The organism is Stenotrophomonas sp. STM01 (genome assembly GCF_014852135.1).
GTDB lineage: Bacteria > Pseudomonadota > Gammaproteobacteria > Xanthomonadales > Xanthomonadaceae > Stenotrophomonas > Stenotrophomonas capsici.
The window spans coordinates 837,243-859,939 of the sequence record NZ_JACVBA010000002.1 but is presented as its reverse complement, the minus strand read 5'-3'; the positions used below and the strand labels follow the sequence as shown (position 1 = coordinate 859,939).

21 protein-coding genes are annotated in these 22,697 nt (G+C 68.7%); 6 read left to right on the top strand and 15 right to left on the bottom strand.

From position 1 onward, the window contains the following. The first annotated feature begins 67 nt into the window (after positions 1-67). Positions 68-1,978 carry a signal peptide peptidase SppA gene (sppA, locus tag IB227_RS13740; RefSeq protein WP_192287839.1) on the top strand — a complete coding sequence of 637 codons (1,911 nt, stop codon included), beginning with the start codon at positions 68-70 and terminating at the stop codon, positions 1,976-1,978. 156 nt (positions 1,979-2,134) lie between these two features. Here the strand turns inward: sppA and IB227_RS13735 are convergent, their stop codons facing one another. Next, positions 2,135-2,365: a hypothetical protein gene (locus tag IB227_RS13735; protein WP_192287838.1), complete on the bottom strand. Its 231-nt coding sequence runs from the start codon at positions 2,363-2,365 to the stop codon at positions 2,135-2,137. A gap of 91 nt (positions 2,366-2,456) precedes the next feature. On the opposite strand from IB227_RS13735, the gene IB227_RS13730 reads away from it, so the two are divergent. After that, positions 2,457-3,233 carry an SDR family oxidoreductase gene (locus IB227_RS13730; RefSeq protein WP_192287837.1) on the top strand — a complete coding sequence of 259 codons (777 nt, stop codon included), beginning with the start codon at positions 2,457-2,459 and terminating at the stop codon, positions 3,231-3,233. Here IB227_RS13730 and IB227_RS13725 read toward each other — a convergent pair. The 9 genes from IB227_RS13725 to IB227_RS13685 all read right to left on the bottom strand — a co-directional run bounded on the left by IB227_RS13725 (position 3,221) and on the right by IB227_RS13685 (position 12,632). Further along, positions 3,221-3,856, bottom strand: coding sequence for a DUF4124 domain-containing protein (locus tag IB227_RS13725; protein WP_225591823.1), 636 nt, complete (start codon positions 3,854-3,856; stop codon positions 3,221-3,223). The genes IB227_RS13730 and IB227_RS13725 overlap by 13 nt on opposite strands. After that, positions 3,856-4,503 (bottom strand): DUF4124 domain-containing protein, encoded by a 648-nt coding sequence (locus IB227_RS13720; protein ID WP_192287835.1) that lies wholly within the window; start codon positions 4,501-4,503, stop codon positions 3,856-3,858. The genes IB227_RS13725 and IB227_RS13720 overlap by 1 nt, the downstream gene beginning before the upstream one ends. Positions 4,504-4,655: 152 nt before the next feature. Next, complete coding sequence (locus IB227_RS13715) at positions 4,656-5,216, bottom strand: Sua5/YciO/YrdC/YwlC family protein (protein ID WP_192287834.1); 561 nt, start codon at positions 5,214-5,216, stop codon at positions 4,656-4,658. A gap of 121 nt (positions 5,217-5,337) precedes the next feature. After that, the gene (locus IB227_RS13710) at positions 5,338-7,845 is read right to left on the bottom strand and encodes a DNA topoisomerase I (RefSeq protein ID WP_192287833.1); all 2,508 of its coding nucleotides are present in this window, start codon (positions 7,843-7,845) and stop codon (positions 5,338-5,340) included. A 186-nt stretch (positions 7,846-8,031) separates the two neighbouring features. Beyond that, positions 8,032-8,958 carry an RDD family protein gene (locus IB227_RS13705; RefSeq protein WP_132865866.1) on the bottom strand — a complete coding sequence of 309 codons (927 nt, stop codon included), beginning with the start codon at positions 8,956-8,958 and terminating at the stop codon, positions 8,032-8,034. 30 nt (positions 8,959-8,988) lie between these two features. Beyond that, positions 8,989-9,726: a pilin gene (locus IB227_RS18655; RefSeq protein WP_192287832.1), complete on the bottom strand. Its 738-nt coding sequence runs from the start codon at positions 9,724-9,726 to the stop codon at positions 8,989-8,991. A gap of 36 nt (positions 9,727-9,762) precedes the next feature. Further along, a complete protein-coding gene (locus IB227_RS13695) occupies positions 9,763-10,236 on the bottom strand; it encodes a DUF494 family protein (RefSeq protein ID WP_132865864.1) in 474 nt (157 codons plus the stop codon). A 45-nt stretch (positions 10,237-10,281) separates the two neighbouring features. Then, positions 10,282-11,430, bottom strand: coding sequence for a DNA-processing protein DprA (gene dprA, locus IB227_RS13690; protein ID WP_192287831.1), 1,149 nt, complete (start codon positions 11,428-11,430; stop codon positions 10,282-10,284). A gap of 77 nt (positions 11,431-11,507) precedes the next feature. After that, positions 11,508-12,632 carry a LysM peptidoglycan-binding domain-containing protein gene (locus IB227_RS13685; protein WP_132865862.1) on the bottom strand — a complete coding sequence of 375 codons (1,125 nt, stop codon included), beginning with the start codon at positions 12,630-12,632 and terminating at the stop codon, positions 11,508-11,510. Between the two features lie 129 nt (positions 12,633-12,761). Here IB227_RS13685 and def point away from each other — a divergent pair, with 129 nt between their 5' ends. From def to IB227_RS13665, 4 genes are all read left to right on the top strand, one after another. Continuing rightward, positions 12,762-13,277 carry a peptide deformylase gene (def, locus tag IB227_RS13680; RefSeq protein ID WP_132865861.1) on the top strand — a complete coding sequence of 172 codons (516 nt, stop codon included), beginning with the start codon at positions 12,762-12,764 and terminating at the stop codon, positions 13,275-13,277. A gap of 113 nt (positions 13,278-13,390) precedes the next feature. Then, positions 13,391-14,314, top strand: coding sequence for a methionyl-tRNA formyltransferase (gene fmt, locus IB227_RS13675; RefSeq protein ID WP_192287830.1), 924 nt, complete (start codon positions 13,391-13,393; stop codon positions 14,312-14,314). Between the two features lie 4 nt (positions 14,315-14,318). Continuing rightward, positions 14,319-15,662 carry a 16S rRNA (cytosine(967)-C(5))-methyltransferase RsmB gene (rsmB, locus tag IB227_RS13670; protein WP_192287829.1) on the top strand — a complete coding sequence of 448 codons (1,344 nt, stop codon included), beginning with the start codon at positions 14,319-14,321 and terminating at the stop codon, positions 15,660-15,662. Between the two features lie 20 nt (positions 15,663-15,682). After that, complete coding sequence (locus IB227_RS13665; protein WP_192287828.1) at positions 15,683-17,398, top strand: glycosyltransferase family 39 protein; 1,716 nt, start codon at positions 15,683-15,685, stop codon at positions 17,396-17,398. Here the strand turns inward: IB227_RS13665 and IB227_RS13660 are convergent. The 5 genes from IB227_RS13660 to IB227_RS13640 all read right to left on the bottom strand — a co-directional run bounded on the left by IB227_RS13660 (position 17,371) and on the right by IB227_RS13640 (position 22,608). Beyond that, positions 17,371-18,492, bottom strand: coding sequence for a glycosyltransferase family 4 protein (locus IB227_RS13660; RefSeq protein WP_192287827.1), 1,122 nt, complete (start codon positions 18,490-18,492; stop codon positions 17,371-17,373). The two genes, IB227_RS13665 and IB227_RS13660, sit on opposite strands and share 28 nt — an antisense overlap. 23 nt (positions 18,493-18,515) lie before the next feature. After that, complete coding sequence (locus IB227_RS13655) at positions 18,516-19,355, bottom strand: glycosyltransferase family 2 protein (RefSeq protein WP_192287826.1); 840 nt, start codon at positions 19,353-19,355, stop codon at positions 18,516-18,518. Beyond that, positions 19,352-20,575: an O-antigen ligase family protein gene (locus IB227_RS13650; protein ID WP_192287825.1), complete on the bottom strand. Its 1,224-nt coding sequence runs from the start codon at positions 20,573-20,575 to the stop codon at positions 19,352-19,354. Before IB227_RS13650 ends, IB227_RS13655 begins: the two co-directional genes overlap by 4 nt. A gap of 180 nt (positions 20,576-20,755) precedes the next feature. Continuing rightward, positions 20,756-21,664: a glycosyltransferase family A protein gene (locus tag IB227_RS13645; protein ID WP_192287824.1), complete on the bottom strand. Its 909-nt coding sequence runs from the start codon at positions 21,662-21,664 to the stop codon at positions 20,756-20,758. Further along, on the bottom strand, positions 21,661-22,608 hold the full coding sequence (locus IB227_RS13640; RefSeq protein ID WP_132865853.1) for a UDP-glucuronic acid decarboxylase family protein: 948 nt from the start codon (positions 22,606-22,608) through the stop codon (positions 21,661-21,663). Before IB227_RS13640 ends, IB227_RS13645 begins: the two co-directional genes overlap by 4 nt. Between the last annotated feature and the right edge of the window lie 89 nt (positions 22,609-22,697).

The window sequence follows — 22,697 nt, the reverse complement described above, 5'->3', positions numbered from 1 at the left end:
TAAAGGCCATGCCGGCCTTGCCGGTAGTGGTTATCCTGCCTTGCAACCAGCCCCTTCCGGAGCGTCCATGTCCTCCCCTCCCCCCCTGCCGCGTCGCAATCCCATCGCCAGCTTCTTCGTGGGTCTGTGGGATGTAATGAATTTCACCCGCCGGTTGATCCTCAACCTGCTGTTCTTCGGCCTGCTGTTCCTGGCGCTGATGATGTTCATGGTGATCCTGGGCAAGGGCGCCTCCTCGGCGAAGGTGCTGCAGGACCGCACCACGCTGGTGATCGCGCCGGAAGGCCGGCTGGTCGAGCAGTACAGCACCGACCCGGTCAGCCGCGCGCTGGCCAAGGCGCTGGGTGAAAGCAACGCCGAAGAACTGCAGCTGCGCGACCTGATCCGCGCCATCGAAGCGGCCAGGGACGACAAGAAGATCGAGCGCGTGGTGCTGAACCTGGACAAGCTCCAGCCCAGCGGCTTCGCCTCCATGCGCGAGGTCACCCACGCGCTGCAGGACCTGCGCGCGGCCAACAAGCAGGTCGTGGCCTTCAGCGAGAACATGAGCCAGTCGCAGTACCTGCTGGCCGCACAGGCCGACGAGGTTTACCTCGACCCGATGGGCAGCCTGCTGCTGGAAGGCCTCGGCCGCTACCGCCAGTACTTCCGCACCGGCCTGCAGGAAAAGCTGGGCGTGGACGTGCACCTGTTCAAGGTGGGCGAGTACAAGTCCGCCGCCGAGCCGTACGTGCTGGACGCGGCCTCGCCGCAGGCCAAGGAAGCGGACCTGTTCTGGATGAGCGACGTGTGGCAGCGCTACCTGGCCGACATCGCCAAGGCGCGCAAGCTCGACCCGGCGCAGCTGGCGGCCGGCATCGACACGCTGCCCGAAGGCATCGCCGCCGTCGAAGGCGACCTGGCCCGCTTCGCCCTGCAGCAGAAGCTGGTCGATGGCCTGAAGACGCGCGAGGAAGTCGATGCGCTGCTGGCCGAGCGTGGCGCCGCCGACAGCGATGCCGAAGGCGGCTTCCGCCAGATCGGCCTGAGCGACTACCTGACCCAAGTCGACGCCCGTCGTTCGCCGGTGGATTCGCGTCCGCAGGTGGCGGTGGTGGTGGCCGAGGGCGAGATCGCCGGCGGCGACCTGCCGGCCGGCCGCATCGGCGGCGTGTCGACCTCGGCGCTGCTGCGCGAGGCGCGCGACGACGATGACGTGAAGGCGGTGGTGCTGCGCGTGGATTCGCCGGGTGGCGAGGTGTTCGCCTCCGAGCAGATCCGCCGCGAAGTGGAAGCGCTCAAGGCCGCCGGCAAGCCGGTGGTGGTGTCGATGGGCGACATGGCGGCCTCCGGTGGTTACTGGATCAGCATGAACGCCGACCGCATCTACGCCGACGAATCGACCATCACCGGCTCGATCGGCATCTTCGGCATGATCCCCAACTTCGCGCGCAGCCTGGACAAGATCGGCGTGCACACCGACGGCGTGGGCACCACCCGTTTCGCCGGTGCGTTCGACGTGACCCGTCCGATGGACCCGGCCGTGGGGCAGGTGATCCAGTCGGTGATCAACAAGGGCTACGCCGATTTCACCGGCAAGGTCGCCCAGGCGCGCAACAAGCCGGTCGAGGCCGTGGACGAAGTGGCGCGTGGCCGCGTGTGGAGCGGTGCGCAGGCCAAGGAGCGCGGCCTGGTTGATGCCTTCGGTGGCCTGAAGGCCGCCGTCGCCGATGCTGCCAACCGCGCCAAGCTCGGTGAAGGCGACGCGTACCGCGTGCGTTACATCGAGAAGGGCGCCACGCCGTTCGCGCAGTTCATGACCGGTTTCGCCGGCAGCCGCGCCGGTGCTTGGATGCTGGCCGACTCCGGCATCGCGCGGATGATGCTGGCCCGGCAGATGCCGGAACTGGACACCCAGCTGCGTTTCGTCGAGGACGCGGTCAAGGATCGCAACGGTGCCCCGGTGAAGTCGCTGGCCTATTGCTTCTGCGGCTTGTAAGCCCCAGCGCCGCGATGGATCGAACAACGCCGCCCGAGGGGCGGCGTTGTTCGTTTGAGGGGTCGGGTTCGCGGCGGCTTGCAGGGCGGCCCCGCGTTGCCCCCGTCCTTTCGCGCAGCGACGGGGAGGGGCGCTTCTTTGCGCGCCCCGCACGCCTTACTGCGACGAGGCATCCCCGGTGGCGGCATCCAATGCCGCATCCTGCGCCTTGGTCGCCTGCTCGGTCGCGGCCTGCGCCGCCTTGGCCTCTTCCAACGGCTTGGCCATGGCATCGCGCATCGCCGTGGCCTGGGGATCCGGGCGGCGCTCGGTCTCCGGTGGCTGCGGCTTGCCGCAACCGGCCAGCGTCAGCAGGGACAGCAGCATCAGGCAGGAAAGAAATTTCATCGGCATGCTCCGCGGGGCTGTGGCCGCTATCCTAGCCGCATCCCCCCGCAGCGTCCTTCCGTGGCGCCGCAAGCAAGCAAGAGGAAGCGCAATGAACCCGCAGCGTTGGCGACTGGATGGACAGACCGCACTGGTGACCGGTGCCAGTGCCGGCATCGGCCTGGCGATCGCCCGTGAGCTGCTGGGTTTCGGTGCCGACGTGCTGATCGTCGGCCGTGATGCCGATGCGCTGGAAACCGCGCGTGATGAACTGGCCGATGCCTTCCCCGAACGCGGGATCCACGGGTTGTCGGCCGACGTGTCCGACGAGGAGGACCGCCATGCCATCCTCGACTGGGTCGAAGACCATTGCGACGGCCTGAACCTGCTGGTCAACAACGCCGGCGGCAACATCAGCCGGCCGGCCAACGACTACACCGAGGACGAATGGCGCGGCATCTTCGAGAACAACCTGTTCTCTGCCTTCGAGCTCTCGCGCACTGCCTACCCGTTGCTGACCCGGCATGCGTCCTCGGCCATCGTCAACGTCGGCAGCGTGTCGGGCATCACCCACGTGCGCAGCGGCGTGGTCTACGGCATGACCAAGGCGGCGATGCAGCAGATGACCCGCAACCTGGCCTGCGAGTGGGCCGAGGACGGCATCCGGGTGAACTCGGTGGCGCCGTGGTACATCCGCACGCGCCGTACTTCCGGCCCGCTGTCCGACCCGGACTACTACGACGAGGTGATCGCGCGCACTCCGATGCGGCGCATCGGTGAGCCGGAGGAAGTCGCCGCGGCGGTGGGCTTCCTGTGCCTGCCGGCCTCGAGCTACATCACCGGCGAGTGCATCGCCGTGGATGGCGGCTTCCTGCGTTACGGGTTCTGAGCGGCGCAATCACTGGCATCGAACCGCGCCTGCAGGCGTTCGTATTCGCGGCGGCGTGCCTCGGCCTGCGCCAGGCCGGTGAAGTTCGAGGCGGTCCTGGCCTCGTGCACACGCTGGCGCCACATCGCGCAATGCCGCGCGGGATCGACCGGCGTGCAACTGTCGCGCAGGACTTCGCAGGCTTCACCGGCGCCGGTGCGCGGGTTGCCGTCCAGGCCGGTGACCTGCATCGCCACGCAGCGCGCCGGGGGTTCCGGCGTTTCGCTCAGGTACGCCTCGCCGCCACGTGGCTTGCATTCAAACAGCGGCGGCAACGGCTCGGCCGGCACCGGAGCCGGCGCTGGAGCGGCAGGCTCTTCGGGGGCGGCGTACAAGCGCTCGACGGGGGCCGGGCCGGCCTGCACGGCCTGGGAGGCCGCAGGCATCGGTGCCGCGGCGGGCACAGGCATCGGTGGCGGCGTGCCCACCGCCTGCATCACCCGCGTGCTCTGCTGCGTGCCCTTGGGACAGGGCATGTTCTGCACCGTGAGTGCACCGCTGGCATCGGTGCAGCGGTAGAACACCACGTCTCCGGCGGCCGCCGGCAGCGCCAGGCACAGCAGCATGGCTAGGCCCCAGCGCATCACCAGCCTCCGCAGTCCTGGTTGAGGCGTGCCTCGATGCCGCGCTGCTCGCGCACCAGCCGCTGGCGCTCGCTCTGCAGCGCGCTGTTGTAGCGGCGGACCAGGTCCCAGCGGCTGTCACGCAGGCGCGCGCAGACTTCCTGTTGCGGCAGTGCATGGCAGCTGTCGCGCACCAGCACCGAGCCGCCGGGGATGATCACGCCCGGGCGAGCCGGGATGCCTCCCGGATGCGGGTGACCACCGGGCGGGCGCGGACCGTGCCCGTGCGGCAGGTAGCCGTAGGTCCAGGTCGGCACCCAGCGCGGGTTTCCCTCCGCGCTGTCGCTGGTATAGCGCTCGCCTTCGGCGGTGACGCATTCGTACATCGGTTGTGGCGGCTGCACGGTCACCACCCGCACTTCGCGCTCGACCACCGGGGCGGGTGGGGGAGCCGGGCTGGCCGGGCGTGGTGGGGGATCCTTGGGCCGGACCATGTCCAGCACCTGCTGCCGGTGCGCCTGCGTGCACGGTGCATCCTGCAGCGAGACCGCGCCATTGGCGCCCACGCAGCGGTAGATGCGCACGCCATCGCTCGGTGGCGGGTCCACCGCCCATGCCGGCGAGGGCAGCAGGAGCAGGGGAACCAGCAGGAGCAGGCAGGCGCGCATGCCGACATGGTGCCACGCACATGCCCCCGGCAGGAGCGCCCTTGGGAGCGAAGCCGGTGCCGTGTCCATCGCGGGATTGCCGGCCGCCCGGTGATGCGTGAAGAAGGAGGTCGCCGTTGTCGGCTTCGCGCCCGAGGGCGCTCCTGCGTGCCTCAATCGCGCAGGACGTCGCCGGTGGCGGCCACGCGGATGCGGGTCGGTTGGGCCAGGCCGCCGGTGGCGCCGTCAAGCAGGCCGTCCAGGTGCTGGAGCAGGGCCGGGTCCAGCTGCTCGCGGCTGCGTGCCGGCGGTTCGCCGGCCAGGTTGGCGCTGGTCGATACCAGCGGCCCGCCCCAGGCAGTGCACAGCGCCTGCACCAGCGGGTGGGCGCTGACCCGCACCGCGATGCCGGTGTGGGCGCCGGTGATCCAGCGCGGCGCGCGTGGGCCGGCCGGGACGATCCAGGTATTGGCACCGGGCCAGCTGTCCAGTACCGCCTGGCGGCGTTCAGCGGCCAAGGCATCCATCTGCACCCAGCCTTCCAGCTGCGCCGGGTCGGCGGCGACCAGGATCATGCCCTTCTCGACCGGACGCTGTTTGAGTGACAGCAGCTTCAACACCGCCTGCGCGTTGCCGGGGTCGCAGCCCAGCCCCCACACCGCCTCGGTCGGGTAGGTGATCACGCCACCGGCCTGCAGGACCGGGACGACGTTGTGCAGATCAAGTTCAATCATGGCGATGGCATCCAACCCGGCGCGGGCTGCGTGGGCTTCAAATGCAGCAAGCCGCCCGAAGGCGGCCTGACACGGGAGCGGACGATTATCCTCCTGCCGGCGCGGCAGGGGGTAGTTGCCCTCAGAACGGCGGCGCGTCGTCGGCGGCAGCCTTCTTCACGGTCTTCTTGGCGACGGCTTTCTTGACCGCCTTCTTGGTGGCCGTCTTCTTGGTCGCAGCCTTCTTTGCCGGTGCCTTGCCGGCAGCGGCCTTCTTCGGCGCGGCTTCTTTCTTGACGGTGGCCTTCTTTGCCGCCGCCTTCTTGGTGGCGGCCTTCTTGGCACCAAAGCCCTTGCGCACCGGCTTGCCGGTCTCGGCCATCAGCTGCTGCACTTCGGCCAGGGTCAACGAGGCCGGCTCGCGGTCCTTCGGGATCTTGCCGTTGAGCTTGCCGTCGCTGATGTACGGTCCGAAGCGACCGTTCAGTACCTGGATGTCCGAGCCCTCGAACTCCTTGATGATGCGGTTGCGCGCGATCTCTTCCTTCTCCTCGATCAGGAAGACGGCACGGGCCAGGTCGATCTTGTACGGGTCGTCTTCCTTCTTCAGCGAGGCATAGGTGCTGCCGCGCTTGGCGAACGGGCCGAAGCGGCCGATGCCCACGCTCACTTCCTCGCCGTTGGCGTCGGCGCCGAGCTTGCGCGGCATGTCGAACAGCTTCAACGCCTCTTCCAGCGAGATCGAATAGATGCTCTGGCCCGGCTGCAGCGAGGCGAACTTGGGCTTTTCCTCGTCATCGACGGTGCCGATCTGCACCATCGGGCCGAAGCGGCCGATACGCGCGCTGACATCCTTGCCGCTGACCGGGTCCACGCCGAGCACGCGGGCGCTGCCGGCGTCGGTGCGGTCCAGTGACTCGCTCTTGTCGCTGACCAGCTCCTTGAACGGGCCCCAGAAGCGTTCCATCAACGGCACCCACTCTTCCTCGCCGCGCGACACCGCGTCCAGCTCGTCCTCGAGCTTGGCGGTGAAGTCGTAATCGACGTAGCGGGTGAAGTGGCTGGACAGGAACTTGCTGACCGCGCGGCCGACGTCGGTCGGCTTGAAGCTGCGGCCTTCCATCTCGGTGTACTTGCGGAACAGCAGGGTCTGGATGATCGAGGCGTAGGTCGACGGACGGCCGATGCCGTATTCCTCGAGCGCCTTGACCAGCGCCGCTTCGGTGTAGCGCGGCGGCGGCTGGGTGAAGTGCTGTTCGGCCAGGATGCGGTCCAGCGGCACGCGGTCGCCGGGCTTCATCGCCGGCAGCTTGCGGCCTTCGTCCTCGTCCTCGGCGTTCTTGCTGTCCTTGCCTTCCTCGTACACGGCCAGGAAGCCGGGTACCACCACGGTGGTGCCACTGGCGCGGAACACATGCTCGCTACCGGCGGCCAGGTCGACGCTGACGGTGTTGAGCGTGGCCGGGATCATCTGGCAGGCGACGGCGCGCTTCCAGATCAGTTCGTAGAGCTTGCGTTCGTCGTCGGTCAGGTACTTGCCGACCTGCGCCGGGGTGCGCAGCGCCGAGGTCGGGCGCACCGCTTCGTGCGCTTCCTGGGCGTTCTTGCTCTTGGTGGTGTAGACGTTGGGCTTGTCCGGCAGCGAACTGGTGCCGTAGTCGCGGGCGATCACGTCGCGGATCTCGGCCAGCGCGTCCTGTGACAGGTTCACCGAGTCGGTACGCATGTACGAGATCAGGCCGACCGTGCCCTCGTCGCCGATGGCCACGCCTTCGTACAGCTTCTGCGCCACCTGCATGGTCTTGCGGGTGGTGAAGCCGAGCTTGCGCGAGGCTTCCTGCTGCAGGGTGGAGGTGGTGAACGGCGCGGCCGGGCGGCGCTTGCGCTCCTTGCTGGCCACGTCGGTGACGTGCAGCGCCCCCTGGGCGGCCTGCTGGATGCGCAGGCGCGCGGCTTCGGCGGTGTCGCCGTCGGTGACGGTGAACTGCTCGAACTTCTGTCCGTCCAGCTTGATCAGGCGGGCGTTGAAGTGCTGCGAGGGATGCGCGCACTCGGCCTCGATGCTCCAGTACTCGCGGGCGATGAAGGCTTCGATCTCCTCCTCGCGCTCGACGATCATGCGCAGCGCCGGGCTCTGCACGCGGCCGGCGGACAGCCCGCGCTGCACCTTGCGCCACAGCACCGGCGACAGGTTGAAGCCGACCAGGTAGTCCAGCGCGCGGCGTGCCTGCTGCGCATCGACCAGGTCCGCGGCGATGGCGCGCGGCTGGGTCATGGCTTCCTTGATGGCGCGCGGAGTGATCTCGGTGAACACCACGCGCTGCATCGGCTTGCCGTCGGACAGGCCACGTTCCTTGAGGATCTCGGCAATATGCCAGCTGATCGCCTCACCTTCGCGGTCCGGGTCGGTTGCCAGGAAGATGTCGTCGGCGCCCTTGGCGGCCTTGGCGATCGCCTCGACGTGCTTCTCGTTCTTCTCGATCAGGTCGTAGCGCATGGCGAACCCGTTGTCCGGGTCGACCGCGCCCTCCTTGGGGACCAGGTCACGCACATGCCCATACGAGGCCAGGACGGTGAAGTCCTTGCCGAGGTATTTGTTGATCGTCTTGGCCTTGGCCGGCGATTCGACGATGAGCAGGTGCTTGGGCATGTCAGTACTTTCTTGGGGGGAGAACGCCCCGGTTGGGGGCGCTAGGGTGGCGTAAACCGGCACGATAGTGAAGCCGGTGTGGCCGATCTGCATAAATCGACGCCCGGGTTGGCGCCCGGGCGTTCAGCTTTGTCTTTATAGTGGAATCACGCCGGGGCCGCTCTTGTCAAGCGGCCCCGGGGTCGGTCAGCTGAAGTTGGAGGCGGCGATGCCGATCACCGCGATGATAGCCACCACGCCCACCAGCAACAGCAGGCCGAAGATCGACAGGATCACGATGGTCACCGTGCCCAGGCCACGCTGCTGCCATTCCGGATGGTCGGTGAAGGCCCATTTGTCGACCACCAGGGTGTCGCAGATCATGTCATGCAGGCCCTGCTTGCGCTCGGTGAAGGCGGCCATCACGTAGCCGATGCACAGGGTCAGGGCACTGAGGATGGTGGCGAAGTAGCGGCCGATGGCGCGGGCCAGGGTCATCCGGTCGCCATTGAGGCGCACCACCTTGATGCCCACCGCCATCTTGCCCAGCGTGGCCATGCCGGCCGAGGCGTGGAAGCCGGCGTAGTAGGCGGCCGAGATCGCCATCGAAATGAGGTTGGTCAGCAACTGCACCATGATCATGCCGACGCCGGCGGCGTTGCTGTCGCCCAGGCCGGCCATGCCGATGCCCAGCACCATGCCGATCACCATCGCGATCACGCCGCCGACCATGCCCACGATCACGCTGTCGATGCAGTACGCGGCCACGCGCTTCCAGAAGCCGGCATAGACCACTTCGCCGCCCTGCACCGGTGCCGTGCCGCCGCTGACGGTGCTGCTGGGCGCCGAATAGGGCGAGTAGCCATCGGTGCTGGCCGTGGCGGCGGCGGGCAACGGCGCGGTGCCGTTCTCGATGGCGCTGTAGTCCGCGCGCAGGTCGATGCCGGGGCTGGCCTGGGCCAGCAGCTGCAGCTCGTCGGCCAGGGCCGACAGCGGTTGCCACTGCGCCATGCCCTCGCGCCAGGCCAGGGTCTCAAGGTTCAGCTCGCCCTGGTTGAACTTGCTGCGGATCACATCGGCGTCGATCGGCCCGTGCCGTTCGCGCTGGGCATCAGCGTAGTACCACTCACTCATCTCATTCCCCAAAGTTTCAGGCCGCGCCGCTCAGCTGCGGCAATCGGTCGGCAGGTAGTTGTCCGCCACGTCCGAACGACATTTCCAGGTGGCGGTCTGCGTATCGTAGTCGAGCCAGATCGCTTTGCTGTCAAGTTGCGGCGTGCCGGGGGCCTGCAGGCGGGCTTCCAGCCCGCAATGGCCGCCGTCGAAGCGGCCGATGCGAACCTCGGCGATCGTGCCGTCCTCGTAGCTTTCCGGGCTGCCAAAGCCGGCATCGCCGTTGACCGGGCAGCGTTCGTGCTCGCTGGCGAAGGCTGACACTTCCCCCTTCAGGGCGACCAGTTGCGCCTGCACCATGGAGGTCTTGCTGCGCAAGGTGTACTCGCGGTACTGGGGATAGGCGATGGCGGCGAGGATGGCAAGGACGGCCAGCAGGATCACGCCGACCACGGCAACGATGATGCCGACGATGGCGCAGCCGGACAGGCCCTGCCGGACCGCGGCCGGTGGCGGGTTGGGAACCGCGACGTGGACGTGCTGTACCGCCGGCGGGGGTGGTACGGGAAGGTCGGGCAGGGCCGGCGGTACCGGCACAGCCGGTCCGGACACGTCCGGCAGCCCCAGTTCGGCGGCGAATGCCTGCAGGGGTTGCCAGTGCTCGGCACCTTCGCGCCAGACCAGGGTATCGGCGGCGATGCGCCCGGAGCGGAACAGCTCGACGATGTTTTCCGCTGGCAGTGGTCCGCGCCGTTCGCGGTTGCCCTCGGCGTAGAACCACTGGCTCACGCGGGTCTCCTCATGCGTCCCTGCATGCCGTTGGGCTCAGTGCAGGGGTTCGGGTTCGTCGACGAACATCTGGGTTTCCATCCAGGCATAGGCCGCTTCGGCGCCCGGCTGGTTGAACAGCACCATCAGCACGACCCACTTGAGGTCGTCCAGGTCCAGCTCGTCCTGGTCCAGCGCCATCGCGCGGTCCAGTACCAGCTCGCGCTGGTCGGCGTCCAGGATGCCGTGCTGCTCGAGGAACAGCAGGAAACCGCGGCCTTCCACGTCCAGCTTGTCCAGTTCCGGGCCGTGGAAAACGCGCACCGGCCCCTTCACCCGGGCCTGGGCCACGGCCGGGCGCTGTTCTGCCAAGGCATCGAGCCAGTCGAAGGCCTTGTTGATCTCGGTGGGGCTGAAACCGGCCTGGATCAGGCCGTTCTGCAGCGAATCGCGGTCTCGGATGAGATCGGCATCCTCGCTGAAATAGTGTTCAAACAGATACAGCAGGACGTCCAGGATGCTCTCTTTCATTGCCCTCGGCCTGCGCCAGTCGGCGCTGTGGAGGTGAAGGAACCCTCAGGTGCGGGTGTAGCGACCGTGTTCGGACGACACTCTCCCTTCCAGTTCCATGACCAGCAGCATGGAGGACAGGCTGGCGGCCGTCAATCCAGTGCGTTCGATCAGTAAATCCATACCGGTTGGGTCGAACCCCAGGGCGTTCCACAAGCGCTGGTAGTCGGGATCCGGCAGGGCGGGTGCCGGACGTGGCGTCTCCGGCGCAGCTGAGGTGGGGGTCGACAGCCGGTTTTGCAAGGCTTGGGCCAGTTCGCCGGCCATATTGGCCACGCCTTCAAGAATGTCGTCGGCGTGTGTCACCAATGTGGCACCGTCACGGATCAGGCGGTGGCAGCCGCGCGCCATTGGGTTGTGGATGGAACCGGGCACGGCGAAGGTCTCGCGCCCGGCCTCGGCGGCCAGGCGGGCGGTGATCAGCGCGCCGGAACGCTCGGCCGCTTCGATCACCACCGTGCCCAGGGCCAGGGCCGCCAGCAGCCGGTTGCGGGCGGGGAACTGGCCGCTGCGCGGGGCGGTGCCGGGCGGGTACTCGCTGAGCACGGCCCCTTGGCGAGCCACCTGCGCCTGCAGTTCCCGGTGGTGGCGCGGGTAGGCCAGGTCCGGGCCGGTGCCGATCACGGCATAGGTTGGCCCCGGCAGGGCCAGTGCGGCGCGGTGTGCGGCCGCATCGATGCCGGCGGCCAGCCCGCTGGCGATGGTCAGGCCATGGCCGAGCAGGGCGGTGGCGAAGTCGCGGGCATTGTCCCGGCCGCCAGCGCTGGGGATGCGGCTGCCGACCACGGCGATGGCTGGTTGCCAGAGCACGCTCGGATCGCCGTCGACGAAGACCGCCAGCGGCGGATGGGGGCTGTCACGCAGCAGCGGCGGGTAGTCGGGGCAGGTCCAGCCGATCAGGTGGTGGCCGGGGGACGCCAACCATGCCCGCGCGCGGTCGTGCCGGGCGGGATCGGGGTGGCGGAGGGCATGGCATTGCTCGGGCGTGCAGCCGGCCTCGCGCCAGGTCGATGCATCGGCGGACAACACCGCGGCGGCATCGCCGCAGCGGGCGAGCAGCGTGCGCAAGGGGGCACTCGGGCCGCCGGCCAGCAGCAGCGCGAGCAGTGCATCGATGTCGACCGGCGTGGCCGGCGCGGGACGGGGAGAGGTCATCTCCCCAGCCTGCCGCCAAAACAGCGACGGCGCCCTCGGGCGCCGTCGTTGCATCACATCAGGATTGGGCGCAGCGCTTACTGCGCGTCCGGATGCTTGAGCTCGTAACCGACGCGGGCCGGCTTGGTGCCTTCCATGATCAGCGCGTAGCTGACCTTGTCGAAGGTGCGGAACACCATGGCGTGGGCGGCGTACTCGTCCGGCAGCGACACGCGGCTGCCACCGGCGTTGAAGGCGTCATCCTTGCGCGAGGTCGGCATGCCGGTCACGCGGTCGTTGACATGCCTGCCACTGCGCCAGATCGAGAACACGGTGCCGTTGTCGATGCCGTCACGGGCGCCGCCGGAAATGGCGATGACGTCGCGCGGGCCGCCCGAGGTGAAGGTGTCGGTGACGGCCAGCACGCGCAGTTGGCCGGGCGCCAGCGTGCTGGCCGGTGCGTGCGGGATGAACTGCAGGTCGTACGGATTGGCCTGCACCGGGACCAGGCGGTCACCGGCGCGGACTTCGCGACCGCTGTCTTCCAGGCGCAGGATCGAGGCCTGGGTGGCATCGGCGCCGACCTGGGTCAACGTGCCTACGTTGACCTTGGCCAGCTCATAGCCCAGGAATTCATCCCGGTCACTGGTGGCGGCGTAATCCTTCCAGAGGTTGCCCATGCCGGCCGTGGTGTCGCCCCGCAGGTTGAGGTCGCTGCTGTGCTTGGGCTGACCGTACTGCACGGTCGGGCGGACCACCATGTAGCGCTGGCCGGACTGGGCGCCCTGCAGGCCCAGCACGTAGGCCTGCTGGCCGGTGGTGGCGCGCAGGCGGCTGTCTTCCAGGCCGACCACGTACGGCAGCTCCTTGAAGCTGTCGACGACGTTCAGGTTCTTCAGGAACGGTTCCACGTCCGCCAGCGGCACGGCGTTGATCGGCGCTTCCTGACGCGGCCCCGGCTGTGCGGTGACGCGGTCTAGGTAGGCCAGGCTCAACACGTCGCCCGGGTAGATCAGGTGGGGATTCTTGACCTGGGGATTGGCCTGCCAGATTTCCGGCCAAAGCCACGGCTTCTTCAGGAAACGCGCGGAGATGTCCCACAGCGTGTCGCCCTTCTTCACCACATAGGTGTCGGGATGGGAACCATTCAGTTCCACGCCCACGGCATAGGTTGTAACGGTCAGCAACGCGACGGCGGCGACCGTACGGATGTGTTTCAGCATGATTGAGATGCCTGATTCCCCAACAGGTTGGCGCACTATATTGCAGAAACGGGAGCAGCGGGCAAGCGCAAGCGGTAGAATTGGGACATCTTGCCGGATTGCGCGGCATTCCTTTTTCGGTGACCCCCCATGGCCCTCCTGCCCATTCTCGAATTTCCTGATCCGCGGCTGCGGACCAAGGCGGCTCTGATCGAGGCCGCCGAGGTGACCACGCCGGTCTTCCAGCAGCTGCTCGACGACATGTTCCAGACCATGTACGAAGCCCCTGGCATCGGGCTGGCCGCCAGCCAGGTGGACGTGCACAAGCGCTTCATGGTCATCGACGTGAGCGAGGAGCGGAACGCGCCGATGGTGTTCATCAACCCGCAGATCGTCAGCGCCAGCGACGGTGGCCGGGTCTACCAGGAAGGCTGCCTGTCGGTGCCGGGCATCTACGCCGACGTGACCCGCGCCGACGAGATCGTCGTGCGCTTCCTCGACCGCGAGGGCAAGCCGCAGGAGCTGGCCGCCGATGGCCTGCTGGCCACCTGCATCCAGCACGAGATGGACCACCTGGACGGCAAGCTGTTCATCGACTACCTCTCGCCGCTCAAGCGCGAGATGGTGCGCAAGAAGCTGGCCAAGCAGCGCAAGCACGTTGCCTGAGTTGAACGGCGGTCCGGCATGCCCGGGTCGCCCCCAGCGGGTGCCGTGACCGGCCCCCGCATCGCACGGCGCCGCCCTTCGGCGCCGTCGTCCTTTCCGGGAGTTGCCACGCCATGAGAATCGTTTTTGCCGGTACGCCGGAGTTCGCCGTCGCCTCGCTGGGAGCCGCCGCGCGCCACCATGAAGTGGTCGCGGTCTACACCCAGCCTGATCGCCCGGCCGGGCGTGGCCGCGGGTTGATGCCGTCGCCGGTCAAGCTCGACGCCATTGCCCGCGGCATCCCGGTGTTCCAGCCGGAAACGCTGAAGACCCCCGAGGCCCAGGCGCAGCTGCGCGCGCTGCAGCCGGACCTGATGATCGTGGTGGCCTACGGACTGATCCTGCCCAAGGCCGTGCTGGCCATCCCGACCCATGGCTGCTGGAACGTGCACGCTTCACTGCTGCCGCGCTGGCGCGGTGCCGCGCCGATCCAGCGCGCGATCGAGGCCGGGGATGCCGAAACCGGGGTCTGCCTGATGCAGATGGAGGCCGGCCTGGATACCGGCCCGGTGCTGCTGCACCAGGCCACCGCGATCAGCGACAGCGATACCGGCGGCCAGTTGCATGACCGCCTGGCGCAGTTGGGTGCGCAGGTACTGTCCGATGGGCTGGGCCTGCTGCGCGCCGGCATCAAGCCGATCCCGCGCCCGCAGCCGGACGCCGGCGTCACCTACGCGCACAAGCTGGACAAGGCGCAGGCGCGGCTGGACTGGAGCCAGGACGCCGCCGCGCTGGCGCGTCGCGTGCGGGCGTTCAATCCGTGGCCGATCGCCGAGGCGAGCTTGGCCGGGGAGCGCGTGCGCATCCATGGAGCGGTGGCGCTCGAGGACAACCGTGGCAAGGCCCCGGGCACGGTGATCGCGGCCAGCCGCGAAGGCATCGACATCGCCTGTGGCCAGGGTGCATTGCGCCTGCGCGTGGTCCAGCGTGAGGGCGGCAAGGCGATCACCGCCGCCGACTACCTCAACGCCCGCCGCGACCTGCCGGTCGAGGGGTGAGGCGATGACGGCTGTGTCTTCTGCGCCGGCCAGCAAGGGCGCCGCGCGCCAGCCCGGCGTGCAGACCCGCGTGCAGGCGGCCCGGGTGTTGGCTGCGGTGCTGGTCCGGGGTCGTTCGCTCAAGGCCGAGTTGTCCACGGCGTTGCCGAAGCTGGACGACAGCCGCGACCGTGCCCTGCTGGAGGCGATCTGCTTTGCCGCATTGCGCCGCCGTTTCGCTTACGAGCGTGCACTCGGGCAATGGCTGCAGAAGCCGCTGGGCCCGCGTGAAGCGGACCTGCGTGGGGTGCTGATGGCCGGCTTCGCTCAGCTCGATGCGCTGCAGCTGCCCGCCCACGCTGCGTTGTCGGCGACGGTGGATGCCGCGCGCGCGCTGGGCCGCGAGCGCCAGGCCGGGTTGGTCAACGCGGTGTTGCGCCGCGCGCAGCGCGAGGGCTTCGGCACCGCGCGCGCCGAGGATGCGTGGCCGCAATGGCTGTTGCAGCAGGTCCGCGCGGATTGGCCGGCACATGTCGAGCAGATCCTCACCCATAGCCTGCAGCCGGCACCGTTGTGGCTGCGGGTGAACCGCCAGCAGCACAGCCGCGACGCCTATCTGGCGTTGCTGCAGGACGCCGGCATCGACGCACTGGCCGAGCCGGCCGCCGCCGATGCGATCCGTCTGCCGGTGGCCGTGCCGGTGGCGAGCCTGCCGGGCTTCGCGCAGGGCGCGGTGTCGGTACAGGACCTGTCCGCGCAGCAGGTGGCCGATGGCCTGTCGCCTGCCGTGGGGGCACGCGTGGTGGATGCCTGCGCCGCACCGGGCGGCAAGTCTGCGCACCTGCTCGAACGCGATCCGTCGCTGCAACTGCTGGCGCTGGACGTGGATGCACGGCGCCTGCAGCGCATCCGCGAAACCTTCAACCGCACCGGCGTGGGCGCGGCGGCACAGGTCCAGGCGGTGGATGCGGCCGATGTCCCGGCCTGGTGGGATGGCACGCCGTTCGATGCGGTGCTGCTGGATGCCCCGTGCTCGGCCACCGGCATCATCCGTCGCCAACCCGACGTGCTGCTGCATCGTCGCGCCGAGGACATCACCGCGCTGGTTGCGTTGCAGGCACGCCTGCTCGATGCGCTGTGGAAGGTGCTGCGCCCCGGTGGCGTGCTGCTGTACGCCACCTGTTCGATCCTGCGCCGCGAGAACAGCCAGCAGGTCGCCGCGTTCCTGGCGCGCACGCCGGACGCACGCCTGGAAGCACTGCCCGACACGTTCGGCCATGACGATGGCGGTGGCCGCCAGCGCCTGCCGGGGGAGCAGGGGGGCGATGGCTTCTTCCAGGCCCGGATCGTGAAGCTGGCCGTCATCTAGGCTGGCTATCATCCGGCGCCATGAGGGACGATCTGGCGCGCAGGGAATTCTGGTTGCTGGCGATCACCGCCGTGCTGGTGCTCGCCGCCGGCCTCGGCCTGCGGGATCCGTGGCCCTCGGACGAGCCGCGTTTCGCGCTGGTCGCCCGGCAGATGGTGGAGAGCGGCCAGTGGCTGTTCCCCCATCGCGGCATCGAGTTGTATGGCGACAAGCCGCCGATGCTGATGTGGTTGCAGGGCGGCTTCTACCTGCTGCTGCGCGATTGGCGCGTGGCCTTCCTGCTGCCTTCGTTGCTGGCGGCGCTGGGCACGCTGGCCTGCGTCCATGACCTGGGCCGGCGCCTGTGGACCCGGCGGGTCGGCCTGTATGCGGCCTGGTTGCTGCTGTTCACGCTGCAGTTCACCTTCCAGGCACGCAAGGCGCAGATCGATGCGCTGCTGCTGTTGTTCATCACCCTGGCCAACTACGGCCTGCTGCGGCACCTGCTGCGCGGGCCGGACTGGCGTTGGTGGACGATCGGCTGGTTCGCCGCCGGACTGGGCGTTATCACCAAGGGCGTGGGCATGCTGGCGCTGGCGATGCTGGTGCCGGCGGTGCTCTGCGTGGCGATGGGCTGGCGTCGGCCGATGCTGCATGTGGCCAACCCGCGCTTCTGGCTGGGACCGCTGGCCTTCGTCCTGGCCCTGTCGTTGTGGTTGGGGCCGCTGCTGGCCGCGGTGGTGGGCAGTGCTGACCCCGGGCGGCATGCCTACCTGCACGAAATCCTGTTCCGCCAGACCGCCGGTCGCTACACCGCGTCCTGGGACCACCACAATCCACCGTGGTACCACCTCGGGGTGATGCTGACGCTGTGGATGCCGGCCATGCTCGCCTTGCCCTGGGCGCTGCCGGCCTGGTGGCGCCGGCTGCGGCGACATGACCCGCGTTACCTGTTGCTGCTGGGCTGGTGGTTGCTGGTGGTGGTGTTCTTCTCCATTCCCAGCGGCAAGCGTGACGTTTACATCCTGCCGGCGTTGCCGGTGTTCTGCCTGGCATTGGCGCCGTTGTTGCCCGGCTTGTTGCGCAAGGCCGGCGTGCGTGCGCTGGTGCTGCTGTTCACCGCGACGTTGACGCTGGTGCTGCTGGTGGCCGGTGCCGGCGTGTTGCTGGGCGAGGGCAGCGAGCGCGTGCAGGGTTTGCTGGAGCGCCGTGAGTTGTCGGTGGCGGCGGCGCGGACGATCGGTGCCGCGGTGCTGGTGATGGGATTCTGGGGAGCCGTGGCGCTGTGGCGGTGGGGCCGACGCTGGCCGGCGCAGGTGCTGGCTTCGCTGCTCGCGCTGGTGTGGGTGCTGCAGGGATTGGTGGTCAACCCGCTGATCACCGACTCCAGCTCCGGACGTGGGCTGATGCGTGAGGTCGGGCGACGCCTCGGGCCCGATGTCGAGCTGGGGCTGGTTGCCTGGAAGGAACAGAACCTGCTGATGGCCGACCGGCCGGTGGCCAACTTCGGTTTCCTGCGGCCGTGGCCGGAGCAGCTGCGGGCCGGCGTGGCCTGGCAGCAGTCCGCGCCGTCGCACCGCTGGCTGCTGGTGCAGGACGAGGCCGCACTGGCCTGCATCGACCGCGGCCGCAGCCAGCACGTCGGCAGCCTGAGTGGCCGGGGGTGGTGGCTGGTGCCGGCCACGGCGGTGCGTGGGCCGTGCCGGAGCGAGGCCGAGCGCGCGGCGCCTCAGCCGGCGGAGAGCAGTTCCCGGTAGATCGCTTCGGTGGCAGTGACGAAGCGTTCCAGCCCGAACTCGGCGGCGGCATGTGCCCGTGCCGCGGCACCCATGCGCAGCAGGTGCGAGCGGTCTTCCAGCATCGTGCGCAGGGTGGCGGCCATGGCCGCGTGACCATGGACGGGGACCACCCAGCCGTCTTCGCCGGGATGGATGTTCTCCGCCAGGCCGGCATAGTCGGTGACCATCACCGGCTTGCCCATGGCCATCATCTCGCGGCAGGCGAAGGAGATGGTTTCCACGTCATGGGAAAGCACGAAGCCGGCATCGAAGGTGGCGATCACCGGCCGCACGTCGGCGAGCAGGCCGGGGAAATGGAACTGCGCCTGCAGCCCGGCGGCGTCGATGACCGCTTGCTGGGCGGCGGAAGGGGGATGCCCGGCCAGGACCACATGGATGCGTTCGCGTTCTGCCGCCGACAGCAACTGCAGCGCGGCGACCAAGTCGGTCCAGCCCTTGTAGCCGGCGGTGCCGGCGTTGCTGCCGACCAGCAGCGCATCGTCGGCGATTCCCAGCGCGCGTCGCTGCGCGGCGGCTGCATCCTGTGGCCAGGGCTGGAAGTGGACGGTGTCCACGCCGTTGTAGACGGTCTGCGGATGGCACACGCGGTACGGCGTGGATTCCAGCTGCCGGCGCACGTATTCGCATACCGCGATGACCTTGTCGGTATGCCAGCGTGCGCGCCAGACGTGCTGCGGTCCGCGCATGGGCTTGGTGTTGTGCTTGGTCAGCACCACGCGCGGGCGCGGGCTGATGCCGCGCAGGGCGGCCAGGGTGATGCGGTGGTCGGCCGAGCCGTTGACGTGGACGACGTCGAAGCGGTTCCGGCGCAGGTAACCGCGCAGCTGCCGCACCGCGTGCAGCCGCTGGCGGATGCGGCGCAGGCCATTGGGGAACGGCTGCGCCAGCACGTGCACGCCGGGCAGGGCACTGGCCTGGGCCAGCAGCGTGCTGCCGCCCGGTGCGGCCACATGCACCTCGTGCCGGGCGGCAAGCGCGCCGGCCAATTCGCGGGTATAGGTGGTGTGGCCACCGCCGCTGCCGCTGTGGAAGTTGGTGAAGAGCAATTTCATGGGGGGTGGGGGTGGAAGGGCGGTCAGCCGATCCGGGGGTCCGGCGGTGCAGCGGAGTGGGTGTCGATGCCCTGCGTGCAGCGGGTGAGCTTCTGCGTACGCGTGGCATGGAACAGGCGGTTGTTCGGCAACGTCATGTCATCCACGTCCGGGGGCGCCCGTGAGTTATGCCACAAATGGACGGCCAGCGCCGCCCACTTCAGGCCACGTCGGCGCAGCCCGGTGTTCTCCAGGCGGGCCGCCAGCTCGCGGTCCTCGGCGCCATAGCCTTCCATGCGTTCGTCAAAACCGTTGACCTGCAGCAGGTCTGCGCGCCAGAAACTCATGTTGCAGCTCATGACCCGGCCGCCGTTGCGGGCACGCGCTTTCCAGCGCGCCAGCAACGGCTGGCGGAAGGCGTACAGGCGACGGGTGCCATCGAACTCGTGGAAGTCGGCGTCCATCCACGGCGCGAACGTCGGCCGGCCCCCCGCCAGCAATCGTTCGGTTTCAGCAGCACTGGCCTTCAGGCGTCCGCCCTGCAGGAAGAAGCCGGGTTCGGCGAAGGCCGCGTGGTCGGCGATGAAATCACGGTGCAGCAGCATGTCGCCGTCGAGCAGGACCACGTAGTCGCCCTGGCTGGCGGCGATGCCCAGGTTGCGGCAGCGTGCCGCACGAAAGCCCTGGTCCTGCTGCCAGATGTGCCGCAGTGGCACCGGCAGCCGTTCCTGCCAACGCCGCACGACGTCGGCCGTGGCCGCGCCGGAACCGTCATCGGCGATGAGCACCTCGTCCGGCATCCGGCGCTGGCCGGCGACGCTTTCCAGCACGCGGTCCAGCGCTTCGGGCCAGTTGTAGGTGAGGATCACCAGCGAGATTTTCATGCAGGCCCGGACGGTTTGGACCCGGAAGATGGTAACGACAGGCTCAGTGCCAGGGGTAGCCAGAGAATCAGCCAACCGGGTCGCGGGCTGTCGATCAGGTGGGGCAGGTCGAATTGCACCATGACCGTGGCGAACAGCCACAGGCCCAGCACGACCCGGCCGGTGGCAACGTCACGCCGTTGCCAGGCACGCCAGCCCAGGCCCAGCCAGACCGCCGACCACAGCAGCACGCCGGGGATGCCCAGTTCGACGGCCAACTGGGTGAACAGGTTGTGGGTGTGGACCTGGTACTGCCCGTTGCCACCGATCACCGGCAGCGTGAAGTCGGCGCCCAGGCCGAGGCCGAGCCACGGATGCTGCTGGAACAGTTCCATGGCATGGGCGAACAGCTGTGGCCGCAGTGACAGGCCGCGTTCGGCCAGTTCCGGGTAGGCCGGGATGGCGATGCCCAACCCCACGGCGATCAGCAGCAGCAGCCGCTGCAGCGCACGGTCCCGGTGCCGGACGACCAGCAGCACGAACAGGCTGAAGGCCAGCGCGAGCATCGCGCTGCGCGAGAAGGTGAGCATCAGCGCAGTCGCCATGACGCCCATGGCCAGCCATTTCAGCAGGCGGCGATTGCGCGTCTCCCAGCGCCATGGCCACAGCCACAGGATGCCGGCGGCCATCGCGGCGCCGAACAGGTTGGCGTTGGCCATCACCCCGAACCCAACCAGGCGGTTGTCGACCGTGGGCTTGATCGCGAAGTGCACCATCGCCGCGACCGCGGACACCGCCAGGATGCCGGCGCCGAAGGCCAGCAGGGCGCGCTGGCGTACCACGTCGCGGCCGACCGCCAGGGTGCAGCCGAACAGGAACAGGCACACCGTCAGCAGGCGCAGGAACTCATCGTGCGGACGCTTCGCATTGCTCCACGACAGGCTCAGCAGGGCCCAGGCGAACAGCAACAGCAGCACGGGCATCAACGGGCGCCGCGCGAAATCCAGGAAGCGGCCCGGGCGGGCGATGGCGATGATCAAGGCCGGCAGGTACAGCGTCAGGGCGGCCAGGTACTGGAACGGCTTGCCCGGATTGAACGACGGCCCGGCCGGCAGGAAGCTCATGCCGGCGATCACCACCAGCAGCCCCACGAACAGCAGGTTGCGCCAGCGCGGTGCAGTTGGCTCCCCGGGGGAGGGCAGGTCGACGGTGGAGAGTGGCGGTTTCAGGTCGGGCGTCATGTGCAAACGGTGGTGGGCGGGGCGTGCGCCGCAATCCCCGGTCCGCAAGGGATTCGATGCCGCAGGGCCGTCACCTCGGGGCGCTGGGGCGGGCGGAGGGGACGCAAAGGGTAAGGGAAGCCAAGCGGGTCTTTGATGAACGCCCCGAACGAGCGTTCAGCCTCATTCCCGCAGTCCGGTTCAGCCCTTGCCGCGCTTGCGGCTGCGGACGATGCTCAGGATCCGCTCCAGGCGTTTCCACCAGGGCAACCGGGCCCGCCAGCACAGGTCGATGTAGCGCCGTGCCTCGGCCCAGTCGGGGTCTGGCTTGGTGCGGTACTCCAGCTTGGCCAGCTCCAGGCAGGAGTCGTCCAGGCCGGCGGCGCGGGCGTAGTGGTGGATCAGGCCGCGCGACTGCAGCAGGCCGTGGAAGACGGTGTTGCGGTCCTGCTTGGCCCACCAGCCGTTGTCACCATGGATGCGATAGCCGACTTGCCCGGTGGGCAGGAAGTACTTGCGGGCGCCGAACAGGCTGGCGCCGAACACCAGGCAGTTGTCGGCCGACAGGCGCCAGCTGGCACTGACCTGCGCCGGCAGGTCCATGCACTGCCGCGCATAGCGGGTGCGCAGCGACAACGCCGAGGTCGGCGCGCCGTACCAGTAGGTGAGCGCGTAGGTGCTGATCGCGGTGTAGCCCAGGTCCAGCGCGCGCCCGGCGAAGCCGATGCGGCCGTTCTCGTTGCCGAACAGCGCGATGTCGGAGAACACGAAGCCGACGTCCTTGCGCTGGTCGTAGACCGCGCCGATCTGCTCCAGGTAGGTGGGCTCCCAGCGGTCGTCGGCGTCGAGGAAGCAGATCACGTCCGCGTCGGCGGCGGCCACGCCGCGCTGGAACGCCGCCAGCTGCCCGCCGTTCTGGCCGAACAGCAGGGTGATCGCCGGATGCGCGCCGTAGCGCTCCTGCAGCAGCGCCTGCGAGCCATCGCTGGAACCATCGTCCACGACCAGGATCTGTGCGGCCGGACGGGTCTGGGCGAGCACGCCTTCGATGGCCTCGACCACGAAGCGCGCATAGTTGTAGTTGGTGATGACGACCGCCAAGCGGGTCATGCCCGGTCCTCGGCCAGCAGGGTGCGGAAGTAGGCGATGGTTTCCTTCAGGCCGTCTTCCAGCGCGACCTTGGGCTCCCAGCCCAGCTTCTCGCGGGCCAGCGTGATGTCCGGCTGGCGCTGGCGCGGATCGTCCGAAGGCAGCGGCTGGAACACCAGCTGCGAGCGTCCGCCGACCAGCTGCAGCACCTTCTCGGCCAGTTCGAGCATGGTGAACTCGCCGGGGTTGCCGATGTTGATCGGGCCGGTGAAGCCGGCCTCGGTGTCCATCATCCGGGTCATGGCCTCGAGCAGGTCATCGACGTAGCAGAAGCTGCGCGTCTGCTGGCCATCGCCGTAGATGGTGATGTCCTGCCCGCGCAGCGCCTGCACGATGAAGTTGCTGACCACGCGCCCGTCATTGGGGTGCATGCGCGGGCCGTAGGTGTTGAAGATGCGCACCACCTTGATGTCCAGCGCGTGCTGGCGGTGGTAGTCGAAGAACAGCGTCTCGGCGCAGCGCTTGCCCTCGTCGTAGCAGCTGCGGATGCCGATCGGGTTGACCCGGCCCCAGTAGCCTTCCTGCTGCGGGTGCACTTCCGGGTCGCCGTAGACCTCGCTGGTGGAGGCCTGCAGGATGCGCGCGTTCACGCGCTTGGCCAGGCCGAGCATGTTGATCGCCCCGTGCACGCTGGTCTTGGTGGTCTGCACCGGGTCGTGCTGGTAATGCACCGGCGAGGCCGGGCAGGCCAGGTTGAAGATGCGGTCCACCTCCACGTACAGCGGGAAGGTGACGTCATGGCGCATCAGCTCGAAGGACGGGTGGCCGATCAGGTGCGCGATGTTGCGCTTGCTGCCGGTGAAGTAGTTGTCCACGCACAGGACGTCGTGGCCGTCCCGGATCAGTCGGTCGCACAGGTGCGAGCCCAGGAAGCCGGCGCCGCCGGTGACCAGAATTCTTTGCATGGAACGATCCCAGAGAGGAAAAAGACAGGCCCCGCCACGGGAGCAGGGCCGGCGCATCATTTTGTCACGGTTGCATCCGGCCGAGCCGC

What these genes read in the sequence shown, in the direction of transcription:
- sppA (WP_192287839.1), top strand. Translation starts at nt 68, where the DNA reads ATGTCCTCCCCTCCCCCCCTGCCGCGTCGCAATCCCATCGCCAGCTTC.
- IB227_RS13650 (WP_192287825.1), bottom strand. Translation starts at nt 20,575, where the DNA reads ATGACGCCCGACCTGAAACCGCCACTCTCCACCGTCGACCTGCCCTCC.
- def (WP_132865861.1), top strand. Translation starts at nt 12,762, where the DNA reads ATGGCCCTCCTGCCCATTCTCGAATTTCCTGATCCGCGGCTGCGGACC.
- IB227_RS13695 (WP_132865864.1), bottom strand. Translation starts at nt 10,236, where the DNA reads ATGAAAGAGAGCATCCTGGACGTCCTGCTGTATCTGTTTGAACACTAT.
- IB227_RS13720 (WP_192287835.1), bottom strand. Translation starts at nt 4,503, where the DNA reads ATGCGCGCCTGCCTGCTCCTGCTGGTTCCCCTGCTCCTGCTGCCCTCG.
- IB227_RS13710 (WP_192287833.1), bottom strand. Translation starts at nt 7,845, where the DNA reads ATGCCCAAGCACCTGCTCATCGTCGAATCGCCGGCCAAGGCCAAGACG.
- IB227_RS13655 (WP_192287826.1), bottom strand. Translation starts at nt 19,355, where the DNA reads ATGAAAATCTCGCTGGTGATCCTCACCTACAACTGGCCCGAAGCGCTG.
- IB227_RS13705 (WP_132865866.1), bottom strand. Translation starts at nt 8,958, where the DNA reads ATGAGTGAGTGGTACTACGCTGATGCCCAGCGCGAACGGCACGGGCCG.
- IB227_RS13645 (WP_192287824.1), bottom strand. Translation starts at nt 21,664, where the DNA reads ATGACCCGCTTGGCGGTCGTCATCACCAACTACAACTATGCGCGCTTC.
- IB227_RS13730 (WP_192287837.1), top strand. Translation starts at nt 2,457, where the DNA reads ATGAACCCGCAGCGTTGGCGACTGGATGGACAGACCGCACTGGTGACC.
- IB227_RS13715 (WP_192287834.1), bottom strand. Translation starts at nt 5,216, where the DNA reads ATGATTGAACTTGATCTGCACAACGTCGTCCCGGTCCTGCAGGCCGGT.
- rsmB (WP_192287829.1), top strand. Translation starts at nt 14,319, where the DNA reads ATGACGGCTGTGTCTTCTGCGCCGGCCAGCAAGGGCGCCGCGCGCCAG.
- fmt (WP_192287830.1), top strand. Translation starts at nt 13,391, where the DNA reads ATGAGAATCGTTTTTGCCGGTACGCCGGAGTTCGCCGTCGCCTCGCTG.
- IB227_RS13725 (WP_225591823.1), bottom strand. Translation starts at nt 3,856, where the DNA reads ATGCGCTGGGGCCTAGCCATGCTGCTGTGCCTGGCGCTGCCGGCGGCC.
- dprA (WP_192287831.1), bottom strand. Translation starts at nt 11,430, where the DNA reads ATGACCTCTCCCCGTCCCGCGCCGGCCACGCCGGTCGACATCGATGCA.
- IB227_RS13735 (WP_192287838.1), bottom strand. Translation starts at nt 2,365, where the DNA reads ATGAAATTTCTTTCCTGCCTGATGCTGCTGTCCCTGCTGACGCTGGCC.
- IB227_RS13685 (WP_132865862.1), bottom strand. Translation starts at nt 12,632, where the DNA reads ATGCTGAAACACATCCGTACGGTCGCCGCCGTCGCGTTGCTGACCGTT.
- IB227_RS13640 (WP_132865853.1), bottom strand. Translation starts at nt 22,608, where the DNA reads ATGCAAAGAATTCTGGTCACCGGCGGCGCCGGCTTCCTGGGCTCGCAC.
- IB227_RS13665 (WP_192287828.1), top strand. Translation starts at nt 15,683, where the DNA reads ATGAGGGACGATCTGGCGCGCAGGGAATTCTGGTTGCTGGCGATCACC.
- IB227_RS13660 (WP_192287827.1), bottom strand. Translation starts at nt 18,492, where the DNA reads ATGAAATTGCTCTTCACCAACTTCCACAGCGGCAGCGGCGGTGGCCAC.